This window comes from Exiguobacterium chiriqhucha RW-2, assembly GCF_000416965.1.
GTDB classification, from domain to species: Bacteria; Bacillota; Bacilli; order Exiguobacteriales; family Exiguobacteriaceae; genus Exiguobacterium; species Exiguobacterium chiriqhucha.
Map to the genome: position 1 here is coordinate 349,733 of NZ_ATCL01000020.1, position 13,875 is coordinate 363,607.

Annotated in this window: 16 protein-coding genes; 15 read left to right on the forward strand and 1 reads right to left on the reverse strand. The window is 54.7% G+C overall.

Annotated elements, in window-relative coordinates; all coding sequences use genetic code 11:
* Window position 1 precedes the first annotated feature (1 nt).
* The 4 genes from fabD to rnc are packed head-to-tail and all read left to right on the forward strand — an operon-like array spanning window position 2 to window position 2,792.
* The gene (gene fabD / locus M467_RS25865) at window positions 2-922 is read left to right on the forward strand and encodes an ACP S-malonyltransferase (RefSeq protein WP_021067089.1); all 921 of its coding nucleotides are present in this window, start codon (window positions 2-4) and stop codon (window positions 920-922) included.
* Complete coding sequence (fabG, locus tag M467_RS25870) at window positions 915-1,655, forward strand: 3-oxoacyl-[acyl-carrier-protein] reductase (RefSeq protein ID WP_021067090.1); 741 nt, start codon at window positions 915-917, stop codon at window positions 1,653-1,655. Before fabD ends, fabG begins: the two co-directional genes overlap by 8 nt.
* A gap of 59 nt (window positions 1,656-1,714) precedes the next feature.
* Window positions 1,715-1,954: an acyl carrier protein gene (acpP, locus tag M467_RS25875; RefSeq protein WP_021067091.1), complete on the forward strand. Its 240-nt coding sequence runs from the start codon at window positions 1,715-1,717 to the stop codon at window positions 1,952-1,954.
* Between the two features lie 58 nt (window positions 1,955-2,012).
* Complete coding sequence (rnc, locus tag M467_RS25880) at window positions 2,013-2,792, forward strand: ribonuclease III (RefSeq protein WP_021067092.1); 780 nt, start codon at window positions 2,013-2,015, stop codon at window positions 2,790-2,792.
* Between the two features lie 52 nt (window positions 2,793-2,844).
* On the opposite strand, the gene M467_RS25885 is transcribed toward rnc, so the two are convergent.
* Window positions 2,845-3,039 (reverse strand): DUF1128 family protein, encoded by a 195-nt coding sequence (locus tag M467_RS25885; protein WP_021067093.1) that lies wholly within the window; start codon window positions 3,037-3,039, stop codon window positions 2,845-2,847.
* 115 nt (window positions 3,040-3,154) lie between these two features.
* Here M467_RS25885 and smc point away from each other — a divergent pair, with 115 nt between their 5' ends.
* The 11 genes from smc to M467_RS25940 all read left to right on the forward strand — a co-directional run bounded on the left by smc (window position 3,155) and on the right by M467_RS25940 (window position 13,873).
* Window positions 3,155-6,712: a chromosome segregation protein SMC gene (gene smc, locus M467_RS25890; protein WP_021067094.1), complete on the forward strand. Its 3,558-nt coding sequence runs from the start codon at window positions 3,155-3,157 to the stop codon at window positions 6,710-6,712.
* On the forward strand, window positions 6,709-7,710 hold the full coding sequence (gene ftsY, locus M467_RS25895) for a signal recognition particle-docking protein FtsY (protein WP_021067095.1): 1,002 nt from the start codon (window positions 6,709-6,711) through the stop codon (window positions 7,708-7,710). The genes smc and ftsY overlap by 4 nt, the downstream gene beginning before the upstream one ends.
* 96 nt (window positions 7,711-7,806) lie before the next feature.
* On the forward strand, window positions 7,807-8,130 hold the full coding sequence (locus M467_RS25900; RefSeq protein WP_021067096.1) for a putative DNA-binding protein: 324 nt from the start codon (window positions 7,807-7,809) through the stop codon (window positions 8,128-8,130).
* 11 nt (window positions 8,131-8,141) lie between these two features.
* A complete protein-coding gene (ffh, locus tag M467_RS25905; protein WP_021067097.1) occupies window positions 8,142-9,482 on the forward strand; it encodes a signal recognition particle protein in 1,341 nt (446 codons plus the stop codon).
* Between the two features lie 81 nt (window positions 9,483-9,563).
* Window positions 9,564-9,839: a 30S ribosomal protein S16 gene (rpsP, locus tag M467_RS25910; protein ID WP_021067098.1), complete on the forward strand. Its 276-nt coding sequence runs from the start codon at window positions 9,564-9,566 to the stop codon at window positions 9,837-9,839.
* A 53-nt stretch (window positions 9,840-9,892) separates the two neighbouring features.
* A complete protein-coding gene (gene rimM / locus M467_RS25915) occupies window positions 9,893-10,408 on the forward strand; it encodes a ribosome maturation factor RimM (protein WP_021067099.1) in 516 nt (171 codons plus the stop codon).
* Window positions 10,398-11,114 (forward strand): tRNA (guanosine(37)-N1)-methyltransferase TrmD, encoded by a 717-nt coding sequence (gene trmD / locus M467_RS25920; RefSeq protein WP_021067100.1) that lies wholly within the window; start codon window positions 10,398-10,400, stop codon window positions 11,112-11,114. The genes rimM and trmD overlap by 11 nt, the downstream gene beginning before the upstream one ends.
* Window positions 11,115-11,227: 113 nt before the next feature.
* On the forward strand, window positions 11,228-11,581 hold the full coding sequence (gene rplS, locus M467_RS25925; protein ID WP_021067101.1) for a 50S ribosomal protein L19: 354 nt from the start codon (window positions 11,228-11,230) through the stop codon (window positions 11,579-11,581).
* Window positions 11,582-11,663: 82 nt separating this feature from the next.
* Complete coding sequence (gene lepB, locus M467_RS25930; RefSeq protein WP_021067102.1) at window positions 11,664-12,206, forward strand: signal peptidase I; 543 nt, start codon at window positions 11,664-11,666, stop codon at window positions 12,204-12,206.
* Between the two features lie 12 nt (window positions 12,207-12,218).
* Window positions 12,219-13,079 (forward strand): ribosome biogenesis GTPase YlqF, encoded by an 861-nt coding sequence (gene ylqF, locus M467_RS25935; RefSeq protein ID WP_021067103.1) that lies wholly within the window; start codon window positions 12,219-12,221, stop codon window positions 13,077-13,079.
* A gap of 41 nt (window positions 13,080-13,120) precedes the next feature.
* A complete protein-coding gene (locus tag M467_RS25940) occupies window positions 13,121-13,873 on the forward strand; it encodes a ribonuclease HII (RefSeq protein ID WP_021067104.1) in 753 nt (250 codons plus the stop codon).
* Window positions 13,874-13,875 lie beyond the last annotated feature (2 nt).

A 13,875-nucleotide genomic window follows, 5' to 3' on the forward strand; every position in this document is an offset into this window, starting at 1 on the left:
CATGGGGAAAACAGCATGGGTATTTCCAGGACAAGGGTCACAAGCCGTCGGCATGGGCCAAACGTTCCTCGACAATCCTGAACAACTGCACGCGATCGGCCGTCGCCTCGGATTTGATTTACTCGACGCCATGGCGGCAGGATCAAAAGAAGAGCTTCAACGGACAGAACTGGCCCAACCGGCCATCGTGGCGCATGCGGCATCACTCGCACAAGCTCACGCCAAAACAGGAGCCGCGCCAGACATGGTGATCGGTCACAGCGTCGGAGAATATGCGGCACTCGTCATCGCCGGCGTCATCGATTTGGAAGAGGCGAGCGTGCTCGTCCACGAACGCGGTAAGCTCATGTCAGAAGTGAAGGATGGGGCGATGGCAGCCGTCATCGGGATGACCGATGTCGACGAGGCGTTCCATGTGACGGAGAAAATCAGTGCTAGCGGGAACCTTGTACAAATCGCCAACTACAACTGTCCGGGTCAGTTCGTCATCTCGGGACACGTCGACGCGGTCAAACAAGCCGAGACGGACTTGAAACAGGCCGGCGCGAAACGCGTCTTACCGCTCAACGTCTCTGGTGCGTTCCACAGCTCGTACATGATGCCAGCCGCGACGCGGTTCAAAGACGTGCTCGCTTCGTCACCGTTTAAACCGGCGGCGATCGGGATTATCTCGAACGTCGATGCCGAGGTCCATACCGACCCGGAGAAATTGAAAGCACTCCTCACCGAGCAACTGTACGCATCGGTCCGATTCGAGGCGTGTGTCCGCAAAGCGATCGACGCTGGCGTCGACACGTTCATCGAATTCGGTCCGACGTCGCCATTGTCGGGTCTCATCAAGCGAATCGACGCGAACGTGACGATCAAACAGGCGACGACGCTCGAAGAGGTGGCCGCGTTAGGAGGAGAAGTACGTGCATGACCAAGTAGCAATCGTGACAGGCGCGTCCCGGGGGATCGGGGCCGCCATCGCGAAGCGTTTAGGGGAAGACGGCTTTCGGGTCGTCGTGAATTACTCGGGTAGTGTTGAGAAAGCAAAGGCTGTCGTCAGTGAGATTGAAGCGAACGGGGGCGAGGCCATCGCCGTCAAAGCGGACGTCTCAAACGCGGATGACGTGAAGGCGCTCATCAAGACGACGGTCGACACGTTCGGCCGCATCGATTGCCTCGTCAACAATGCGGGCATCACGCGTGACGGTCTGCTCATGCGCATGAAAGAGGCTGACTTTGACGATGTCTTGTCGACAAACTTGAAAGGTGCGTTCTTGACGTCGCAAGCTGCGACGCGGACGCTCTTGAAATCGAAGTCGGGCCGCATCATCAATATCGCCTCGGTCGTTGGCATCACGGGCAACGCCGGACAGGCCAACTATGCGGCGGCGAAAGCCGGGCTAATCGGCCTGACCAAATCAGTCGCGCGTGAACTCGCCGGACGCCATGTCACGGTGAACGCCGTCTGTCCTGGATTTATCCAGACGGACATGACCGATGCCTTGACCGACGCCCAGCGTGAGGCGACGCTCGGACAAATCCCGTTCAACCGCTTCGGCCAAGTCGAAGACGTGGCGAACGTCGTCTCATTCCTCGCTTCACACCAGGCGGCTTACGTGACGGGTCAGACGATCGCCGTTGACGGCGGGATGACGATGGCTTAAAATCAGAACTTTACCAATCGAATCACATTTTATATACTTTAATTTGGAGGGATTTTATCATGACAACAGAACAAATCTTAGTAGACGTACAAGCAGCAGTGGCAGAGAAACTCGGGAAAGATGTATCTGAGATCACAGCCGACAAATCATTCAAAGACGACCTCGGTGCGGATTCGCTCGAAGTTATGGAAATGGTCATGGACCTTGAAGACAAATTCGATATCACAATCGAAGATGAAGATGCAGAGAAACTTGCAACTGTCGGCGACGTTGTCGCTTACATCGAAACTAAATTGTAATCAAGCCTCCCACCGCTCGTCATGAGCGGTGGGCTTGTGCTTATTCACGGAGGGAATTATGACAAAGGACAAGCGACGGTTTGACCGTCAAGGGTCGGCGCAACGACGCCGACGAAATGAGCTCGAACGGTCTCGGATTCTCGAGCAGTTCAAGACACTTGAAGAACGGCTATCCGTTCGATTCACGAATCAAGATTTATTGATGCAAGCGTTCACCCACTCCTCATACGTCAACGAACAACGCGGTCTGAAAAAAGACAATGAGCGCTTAGAGTTTCTAGGCGACGCGGTGCTCGAGTTGACGGTGTCTCGGTTTTTGTATGAGACGTATCCGGAGCGCTCCGAGGGGGAATTAACGAAGTTGCGGGCGGCCATCGTCTGTGAGCCGTCACTCGTCAACTTCGCGGAAGCCTATGCTTTCTCTGATTTTATCTTGCTTGGGAAAGGCGAAGAGTTGACCGGCGGTCGCAAGCGTCCGGCGTTACTCGCCGATGTGTTCGAATCCTACATCGGTGCGCTCTATCTGGACCAAGGGATTGAACCAGTCGAACAGTTCCTCGCCGAAGCGGTTTTTCCGAAAGTCTTAGCCGGTGTGTTTGAAGAACAGACCGATTATAAGAGCCAGCTCCAAGAGAGCGTGCAACGCGAAGGGCTCGGCCCCGTCTCGTACACGATTATCGAAGAGCGTGGTCCGGCCCATAGTCGGGAGTTCGTCGCCCACGCCCGTCTGTCTGACGACATCGTCGGGGAAGGCATTGGCCGATCGAAGAAAGAAGCCGAGCAGCTTGCGGCGAAAGAAGCGTTAATCGAATTCAATCGGCAATACGCCGGCCTCTAACAAAAAAAGGAGTGGACCTCTCAACGGGTCCACTCCTTTTTGTATCATCTAGTTACGTCAATTGCCCGAGTTCTTCGACGATTCCATCCACTTCAGAAATCGACAACGATGAACGATTCATCACGTAGTCGTAAATCTCTTTGACGGCCGAGGCGTCGGCACGGTTATATTCTTCCGCTTTGATGGCGCCGCGGTTGATGATGTTCATTTTGTCGAGAATTTCCTCAATCATTTGTTCGTTAGTCATCGGTCGTACCCCTTTCTACAGTTCTTTTTAGAATAGCATGATTCTAGCATTTTGACGAACTGGCAACTGTGGTAAAATAAACAAATGAATGCTTACTGAGGATAGGATGGTCACGATGCACTTAAAACGAATCGAACTCGCTGGCTTTAAATCGTTTGCCAAGCGGATTGAACTGGATTTTCGTCCCGGCGTCACAGCCGTGGTTGGACCGAACGGGAGCGGAAAATCAAATATATCGGACGCTGTTCGCTGGGTACTCGGTGAGCAGTCGGCCAAATCGCTCCGCGGAGCGAAAATGGAAGATGTTATCTTTGCCGGCAGTGAAGGGGAGAACCATCGTAACGTCGCCGAAGTGACGCTCGTGTTGGACAATACGGACGCCCATTTGCGGCTGCCGTATGAAGAAGTGAGCGTCACGCGTCGTGTCACGCGGAGCGGCGACAGCGACTACTTTATGAACAAGAAGCCGTGCCGTCTCAAAGATGTGATTGACCTGTTCATGGATACGGGTCTGTCACGTGATGCGTTTGCCATCATCGGCCAAGGCCGGGTCGAGCAGGTCATCTCCGGGAAACCGGAAGACCGCCGGGCCGTCATCGAAGAAGCGGCCGGTGTCTTGAAATACCGCCAGCGTAAAAAACAAGCGGAACGGAAACTGCAGGACACTGAATTGAACTTGTCCCGCGTCGACGATATCTTGTATGAACTCGCCGACCGGGTCGAACCGCTCCGTGAACAAGCCGCGCTCGCCCGTGAGTATCAAGTCGCAAAAGCTCGGCACGATGAGCTCGAGACAGGTATTCTCGGTGCCGAGATTACGGAACTCGGAACAGGAATCACCCGTACGAACGAACAACTCGGGACGGCGTCCGCCCATCTCGCCGAGCAAGACGGCGCGTTGAACGCGATTGTGGCGGAACGGACGGAGCTCGAGGCGACACTCGCCGTCGATCGGGAAACGCTCGATACGCTCCACCAGGACGAACGGACGCAGGCGACCGAACTGGAACGATTGACCGGCGAAATCAAGCTCGCGAAAGCCCGGGAAGAGCACGGGGCGGAAACGAAAGAACGTCTCGAGCGCCAGCGGGTCGAGTTGGCCGAAGAGGCCGAACAGTTGACGCAGAAATTGCACGTGGCCGAGGCGGATTTGGCGTCTAAAACCGAGGCGTTACATACCGTCGAATCGGCACGCGTCAAACTCGACACACAATTGACGGCAGCGACACGCGATTTTAACGCGGAAATCGAACAGCTCCAAGGCGAGGCGTTCGAACTGGCGACGACTCGCGCCACGCTCAGCAATCAACAGAAGCGGGAACGCCGGGATATCGAACAAGCCGAGGAAGCGAAAGCCCGCCTCCTGCGTGAGAATAAGGATCGCCTCGATGTGCGGACCGAACAGACGGCTTCGCTCGAGGCCGAGCAGGCTCGTCTCGACGAAGCGCGGACGACGTGGGAGACGCTGCTCGCGCAAGAAGCCGATTTGACCGAACAAGAGACGACACTGCGGGACAAGCTGGCCCGGGCCGAGCAGTCGTACCACGACCTCGACCGCCGGCGTCAAAAGACCGAGGACCGCATCGAATTGCTCGAGCGGATGAAGCAGTCATATGAAGGCTATTTCCATGCCGTTAAATTCGTGTTGAAAGAACGGGGGCCGGGCGTGCTCGGTGCGGTCGCGGAATTGATTCGCGTCCTCCCGTCCTACGAGGCCGCCATCGAGACGGCGCTCGGTCAGACGCAACAACACATCGTCGTCGAGACGGATGTGGTCGGTCGCCGAGAAATCGACCGGCTACGGAAGGCGAATGCTGGACGGGCCACGTTTGTGCCGATGACGAGCGTGAAGGAACGTTACGTCCCGAGTGAAGTCGCGCACCGGCTCGAATCGCTCGACGGATTCGTCGGCATCGCCGCCGACCTCGTCGAGACGGACCCGGCCTATGACAAATTGAAACGGTCCCTTCTCGGTGCCGTCATCGTCGCCAGCTCACTCGAAGTCGCCAACCGGATCGCCCAGACGACCGGGTATCGCTATCGCATCGTCACGCTCGACGGGGACATCGTCAACGTCGGCGGTTCGATGACCGGGGGTAGCCGGAAGCAAGGCGTCGCCTTGTTCACGCAATCGCGTGAACTCGATGACTTGAAGCACGGATTGACGCAAGGGCTGGCCATGCTCCATGAGCAACAGTTGCGCGTGACGACGTATACCGATGAGATGTCCCGGTTGCGGGAGTCGCTCCAGTCAATCAGACTCAAGAAGCGCGAGGCCGAAGAGACGCTCCGGTCGACGGAACAGGCGTACCGAAGCTTGGAGAGGGTGTCACAAGACGCCAAGGCGCAACTTGAACTGTTCGATCATGAAATGGCCCGCTATGCCCATACGATTGAAGCCGCAACGAACGAATTGACGCGGCTCGCACAAGAGCTCGAGGCGACCGATGCGTTGCAAGCCTCGATTCGGACCGAGCTCGAGGCGCTCCGCGGTGAGCAGGCGAAAGGTGCCGCGACGACGGGGCAACTGCAAGAAGCCATCCGTCAAAACGAACTCGATCGCCAACGGCACACGCTCGACCTCGACCGGGTCCGCTCGGAAGTCGAACGGCTCGAGGCCGAGGTCGCCAAACAGACGGCACGCCTTCATCAAATCGAACGTGAGCTCGAACATGTGGCGAGCGGCCGGGTCGTCTCTTCAGCCGAACTCGAGCTCGAACATGTCGAGGCGGTCAAACAGATGGATGCGCTCAAAGCGCGCCTGACGCAACAGTTGAACCAGCTCCATGCCGAAGAAGAATCATACCGAATTCTAAGGCAGCGCGAACAACAGGCGACGGACGTGCGTCGTCGACTCGATGCGGACGTCCGTAAACTCGAGACCGACGTGAACGAACTGGAGTTGAAACGGAAGTGGAAACTCGATGCGCTCGACGAACGTGGACTCGTCTTCGATTTGCTGCCGACGCTCACGATCCCGCTCGATGAGGCGAAAGAGGAGTTCAAACTGCTCGTCCGCCAAATCGAGGAGATCGGTCCGGTCAATTTGAATGCGATTGAAGAGTTCGACCTCGTCAATGAGCGGTTCATGTTCTTGTCTGAACAGCGGGACGACCTCGTCAGCGCCAAAGAGGATTTGTACGACATCATCAACGAGATGGACCGCGAAGTGACACGATTGTTCAAAGAGACGTATACGCTCGTCCGCGGTCATTTCAAACAGACATTCCAGGAATTGTTCGGTGGCGGCGAGGCCGATTTGAAATTGGTCGATGAATCCGACTTGCTCAATACGGGCATCGATATCGTCGCCAAACCACCCGGGAAGAAACTGCAGACGCTCAGTCTGCTCTCGGGGGGAGAACGGGCCTTGACGGCGATCGCGCTCTTATTCGCGATTTTGAAGACGCGTCCGGTGCCGTTCTGTGTGCTCGATGAAGTCGAGGCAGCGCTCGATGAGGCGAACGTCCATCGGTTCGGGGAGTATATCCGGACGCTGTCGATTGATACGCAGTTCGTCATCATCACGCACCGGAAAGGGACGATGGAGGCGGCGGATACGCTCTACGGCGTGACGATGCAACAAAACGGGGTCTCCGAGGTGCTTTCGGTCGAACTATCTGAAGCGAAGCGCGTCGTTGAGACGGAAGAAGAGATGGAGGAATTAAGTTGAGTTTTTTTAAGAAGCTAAAAGATAAATTGACGACCTCGACGCAAGAAGCGTCACAAAAGTTTACCGATGGATTGACAAAGACCCGCGACGGGTTCGCGAATGCCGTCAACGATCTCGTCTATCGGTTCCGCGAAGTCGATGAGGATTTCTTCGATGAACTCGAGGATCTGCTCATCCAGGCGGACGTCGGGGTGACGACGACGATGGACCTCGTCGAAGATTTGAAAGAAGAAGTGAAGCGCCGCAACTTGAAAGATCCGGTCGCTGTCCGCGATGCGCTCGTCGAAGTCGTGGCGAAGCGACTCCAAGAGGACGAGTCGGACCGTGAGTTGAACATGCAAGACGGATTGACGGTCATCTTGTTCGTGGGCGTCAACGGCGTCGGCAAGACGACGACGATCGGCAAGCTCGCCCATCAATTGAAGTCGGAAGGCCGTTCGGTCATGCTTGCGGCGGGCGACACGTTCCGGGCAGGTGCCATCGACCAGCTCCAAGTATGGGGCGAACGCGTCGGAGTCCCGGTCATCCGTCAAGCCGAAGGTTCGGACCCGGCCGCGGTCGTGTTCGACGCCGTCCAGGCAGCGAAATCACGCGGTGTCGACGTCTTGATTTGTGACACGGCCGGACGTTTGCAAAACAAGGTCAACTTGATGAACGAGCTTGAAAAAGTGAAGCGGGTCATCGAGCGTGAAGTGCCGAACGGACCGCATGAAGTGTTGCTCGCGCTTGACGCGACAACAGGGCAGAACGCGATGGTCCAGGCGAAAGCGTTCAAACAAGCGACGAACGTGAGCGGCATCGTCTTGACGAAGCTCGACGGCACGGCCAAAGGTGGTATCGTGCTCGCGATTCGAAACGAGCTCGATATTCCAGTCAAATATGTCGGGCTCGGCGAGAAAATCGATGATTTACAAGCGTTCGACCCGGAACAGTTCGTATACGGATTATTCGGGGACATCTTCGAAGAAAAACAACAGACAAACGATGACCTCGCCTAAGTTTCTCTGTTAAGAAAAAAACTTGACAAGAGCTAGGGACGGCTGTACTATTGGTAGTTGTAAAGGGATTTCACTTAACATGTGGAGGTGGAGGTCATGTCGCTCGAAAAGACGAATCGAATGAACTACTTGTTCGATTTTTATCAAGCACTACTCACACCGAAACAGCGCAACTATATGTCTCTTTATTACCTAGATGACTACTCGCTCGGAGAGATTGCGGAAGAGTTTGAAGTCAGCCGTCAAGCGGTCTACGATAACATAAAGCGTACCGAAGCGATGCTTGAGCAGTATGAGGAGAAGCTGGCCTTGTTCGAGAAATTCGAACAGCGGCAACAACTGCTTCAGACGCTCAAACGTCAAGTCGAGCATTCGCCCGACGCGACGGAAACGATTTCGGCGCTTGAGAATTTAGAGTAGGGGGCTGAAGCATGGCATTTGAAGGATTATCCGAACGGTTGCAATCGACACTGGCGAAAATGCGGGGGAAAGGTAAAATTTCCGAAGCAGATGTCAAAGAGATGATGAGAGAAGTTCGTCTCGCTCTCCTTGAAGCCGATGTCAACTTCAAAGTGGTCAAACAGTTCGTCAACGACGTGAAAGAACGGGCCATCGGCCAAGACGTCATGAAATCGTTGACACCGGGCCAACAAGTTGTCAAAATCGTTCATGAAGAGCTAACGACTTTGATGGGGAGCGACGTCGTCCCAATCACATTTAACCCAAAACCACCGACAGTCGTCATGATGGTCGGGTTACAAGGTGCGGGGAAAACGACGACGACCGGGAAGCTCGCGAACTTGATTCGCAAAAAGCATAACCGGAGTCCACTTCTCGTCGCGGCGGATATTTATCGGCCCGCGGCCATCAAACAGCTCGAGACACTCGGCAAGCAACTCGATTTACCGGTGTTCTCACTTGGCGACCAAGTGAAGCCGGAAGAAATCGTCACAAAAGCGCTCGAGTACGCCAAAACCAATCATCACGATTTCGTGTTGATCGATACGGCCGGTCGCCTTCACATCGACGAGACGCTCATGGGCGAACTCGAAAACGTGAAGACGATTGCCAAACCAAATGAAATCTTCCTCGTCGTCGATGCGATGACGGGTCAAGATGCGGTCAATGTGGCCGACAGCTTCAATGAGAAACTCGGAATCACCGGCGTCGTGCTCACAAAGCTCGACGGTGATACACGTGGTGGGGCAGCCCTTTCAATCAAGGCAGTCACGGGAGCGCCGATTAAGTTCGTCGGTCTCGGTGAAAAGTTGGATGCCCTCGAACCATTCCACCCGGAACGCATGGCGTCACGGATTCTTGGGATGGGGGACGTGCTCACACTCATTGAAAAAGCCGAGTCACAGATGGACCAAGATGCTGCGAAGGAGCTTGAAAGCAAAATTCGCGATGCATCGTTCACGTTCGATGATTTTATCGAGCAGTTGGGTCAAGTGAAAAACATGGGCCCAATTGATGAATTGCTCTCGATGTTACCTGGTGCAGGTAAGATGAAAGGGTTGAAGAACGTCCAAATCGACGAGAAGCAACTCGATCATGTCGAGGCGATCATTCGCTCGATGACAAAGCATGAGCGCTCCAATCCTGAAGTGCTCAACGCGAGTCGTCGCAAGCGGATCGCAAAAGGGAGCGGTCGTTCCATCCAGGAAGTGAACCGTCTCATCAAACAGTTCGATGACATGAAGAAGCTCATGAAGCAGATGTCAGGACAAATGAAAGGGAAGAAAAAAGGTCTCGGCCTTCCGTTCTTCTAAGAAAACTTTTGTCAGTCGGGCAAAAAAACAGTATACTATTAAAGTTGTCAATTCTTAAACACATGATGGAGGTATATTACCATGGCAGTTAAAATTCGTCTCAAGCGCATGGGCGCAAACAAATCACCTTTCTACCGGATCGTTGTAGCTGATTCACGTTCACCACGTGATGGCCGTTTCATCGAGCAACTCGGTCACTACAACCCGGTTGCAAAACCAGAAGCAGAAGTTCGCATCAACGAAGAACTCGCTCTCAAATGGTTGGCAGACGGCGCGAAGCCATCTGACACAGTACGTAACTTGTTCTCTAAAGCAGGGATCATGGAGAAATTCCACAACGCGAAAAACGCGAAGTAAGGATGTGGCCGACCTTTTATGAGGTCGGCCCATTTTTTTGAGGAGGCATAACAATGGAATGGTTATACGTAGGTAAGATCGCCAATACCCACGGCTTGAAAGGGGAACTGAAGTTGCTCGCCGCGACCGATTTCCCGGCCGAACGCTTCAAGAAAGGCGAGACGCTCTATTTGGACGTCGATGGCAAGAAGCTCCCGTTCGAGGTGACGACGTATCGTCCGCATAAGCAGTTCCATCTCGTGACGTTCAAAGGGCTTGAGAATATCAATCTCGTCGAGAAGTATAAAGGGATGAAACTATACGTTCACGTCGAGCACGTTCACGAGTTACCGGAGCATGAGTTTTACTATCATGAGATTATCGGTTGCGAGGCCGTCGTCGACGGTGAGGTCATCGGTGTCGTCGACGATATCTTCGAGACTGGTGCCAACGACGTCTGGGTCATCAAACGCCCTGGCAAGTCGGACGCCCTCATCCCGTACATCGAATCGGTCGTGAGCGACATCGATGTCGAGGCGAAACGTGTCGTCATCACCCCGATTCCGGGAATGATTGACGATGAAGATTGATGTTTTAACGTTATTCCCCGAGATGTTCGCCCCGCTCGATCATTCAATCGTCGGACGGGCCCGTACCCTCGGACAAGTCGAGATGGCGTTCACGAACTTCCGTGACTTCTCGACGAACAAACACCATAAGGTCGACGACTACCCGTACGGAGGCGGGGCGGGCATGTTGCTCACCCCGCAGCCGATCTTTGACGCCTTCGACGCCATCGACAAGAAGCGTCCCCGCGTCATCGTCACGACGCCGACCGGACGCCGTTTCGACCAACAGATGGCGGAAGCATGGGCGTCCGAGGAACACTTGATCTTTTTATGCGGCCATTATGAAGGGTTCGACCAACGGATTCATGATGAGCTCGCGACGGACGAAGTGTCAATCGGTGACTTCGTCATGACCGGCGGTGAGCTCGCCGCGATGGTCATGATCGATGCGACGGTCCGTCTCATCCCGGAAGTGCTCGGCGATCAGGCGAGCCATGAAGATGACTCGTTCTCGACAGGGCTACTCGAGTATCCGCACTATACACGCCCAGCGGAGTTCCGTGGTCTGAAAGTGCCTGACGTGCTCTTGTCGGGCAATCACGCCAAAATCGAAGCGTGGCGCCGAGAGCAGTCGCTCCTGCGCACGTATCGCCGGCGACCGGACCTGCTCGAGCGCATCGAACTGTCGAAGGCAGATAAAAAATTCATTGAATCGTTGCGCGATTGACCGAATTGTGCTATGTTTGAGCATGTGGGTTAACCCCACCAATTACCGATGTTCCGCTGTTGGATGCTTGGGCAGATGAAGATATGAACATTGAAGAAAAAGGAGAACTATTCATGAACACACAAAAACTGTTCCGTGAAATCACAGAAGAACAATTCAAATCAGACGTACCTGCTTTCCGTCCTGGTGACACAGTACGTGTCCACGTTAAAGTCGTAGAGGGAACGCGCGAGCGTATCCAGATCTTCGAAGGCGTAGTCATCAAGCGTAAGGGTGGCGGCATCGGCGAAACATTCACAGTTCGTAAGATTTCTTACGGCGTAGGTGTTGAGCGTGCATTCCCGCTTCACTCACCACGTGTCGCGCAAATCGAAGTCGTTCGTTACGGTAAAGTCCGTCGTGCGAAACTCTACTACCTCCGCAACCTTCGCGGTAAAGCAGCACGTATTAAAGAAATCCGTCGTTAAGATGGGGATTAAGCTTGTCGCTTGCGACAAGCTTCTTTTTTTCTAGTACAATAAGTTCAAACGGACAGAGGAGTGAGGCAAGTTGAAAGAAGTGTTCAGTTGGCTTAAGGCGATCGTCGTTGCGCTCGTCATCGCGTTCGTGATCCGGACGTTCATCTTTGTACCTGTTATCGTCGAAGGAGAGTCGATGATGCCGACGCTCCAAAATGCCGATCGCATGATCGTCAGCAAAATCTCGAACTACGTCGGTGAGCTCGACCGGGGCGATATTATCGTCTTCCACGCGACAGAATCGAAAGACTATATCAAACGCGTCATCGCCATTCCTGGCGACACGCTCGAATATCGGGACGACACGCTTTATTTGAACGATGAGGCGGTCGAAGAACCGTATTTAGAGGATTTCCAGGCACAGATGAACGGCTTTCCTCTTACCGAAAACTTTACGCTCGAACAAGTGACGGGCGAGACGGTCGTCCCTGAAGGCTCGTACTTCGTCATGGGTGACAATCGTCAAAACTCGAAAGACAGCCGTGAAATCGGCTTTGTCCCGAAAGAGGACGTCGTCGGCAAAACGAACTTCGTGTTCTGGCCGCTCGGTGATTTCGGGACCGTACAAGAATAAGGTGGTGTTTGTTTGGCAATTCAATGGTTCCCTGGCCACATGGCCAAGGCACGAAGACAAGTAACAGAAAAGTTAAAGCTCATCGATGTCGTCATCGAACTCGTCGATGCACGTGTTCCACAATCGAGCCGTAACCCGATGGTCGATGAGATCACGGAAGGCAAACCGCGTCTCATCGTCTTGAATAAAGCCGATATGGCCGATCCGGTCGTCACTGACGCCTGGCTCCGCGCCTTGAAGCGCGATGACATCGAGGTCGTCGCCGTCGACGCGAAACATAGCAAAGGCTTGAAACAGCTCATGTCGGGCGCCGAGAAGCTCATGCAAGAGAAGCATGACCGCATGCGTGAGAAAGGCCGGAACCCCGGCCCGATCCGCGCGCTCATCATCGGCATCCCGAACGTCGGCAAGTCGACGCTCATCAACCGTCTCGCCGGACGTAACATCGCTGTCACCGGCGACCGTCCGGGTGTCACGAAGCGTCAGCAATGGATCAAGATGAAGGGCGGCGAGATGGAATTGCTCGATACGCCAGGGATTCTTTGGCCGAAGTTCGAGGATCAGATGGTCGGCTATCGCTTGGCGGCGACCGGTGCCATCAAGGATGATATCTTGAACCTTGATGATATCGCGCTCTATACGGCCCGCGAGCTGTCGGCCCGCTATCCGGACCAGTTGAAAGAGCGATTCAAAATCGATCAACTGCCGGAAGATGCCGTCGAACTGCTCGAATTGATCGGGAAGAAACGTGGACTCGTCAGCGGTGGTTACGTCGATTTCGAGAAAGCGAGCGAATTACTATTGAACGAACTGCGTCATGAGAAAATCGGACGCGTCTCCCTCGAGACGCCGGCCGACCATGACATGGCGTGAAGTCCTGTGCAAACAGGGCTTTTTTGAATAGGAGGAACGGAATGACGATTCAAGCGATTAAACAACGGCTACAGACGGTCCGATATGAAGAGTGGGAGCAGGTACGGGCCGAGTTGAAAGACGACCCGCGGACGGGCGTCCAGACGCTCATCCGGCAACGGGAGCGACAGTTCGCACAAGAACATGCCCTCCGTGCCGACTATACGGCCCGTCAGGCGTTCGAAGACGATTGGAAGGCCCAAGGGTTCTGTCTCATCGGCGGCGTCGACGAGGTCGGTCGAGGGCCGCTCGCGGGACCAGTCGTCGCGGCGGCTGTCATCTTGCCCGAAGGGTTTTATCATCCCGGCCTGAACGATTCGAAAAAGATGTCGAAACGGGCGCGGGAATTGGCATACCGCATCCTCATGGACGAGGCATCGGTCGGTGTCGGCATCGTCGACGCTGACGTGATCGACCAGGTCAATATTTATGAGGCGACGAAACTGGCGATGGTGGAAGCGGTCCGGCAGCTCGGAACGGTCGATGCGCTGTTGATTGACGCGATGCGCCTCGACCTCGACATCCCGCAGCAGTCGCTCATCAAAGGGGATGCCCGGAGTGTCTCGATTGCGGCGGCGAGCGTCGTCGCCAAAGTCGTGCGCGACAACATGATGGAGGATTACGCTATTCTCTATCCCGGGTACGGGTTCGAGCGGAATGCGGGTTATGGCACGAAAGACCATTTGACCGGCCTCGCGGAACACGGCATCACACCGATTCACCGGAAGTCGTTCGCACCGATTAAACAGATGTAGGA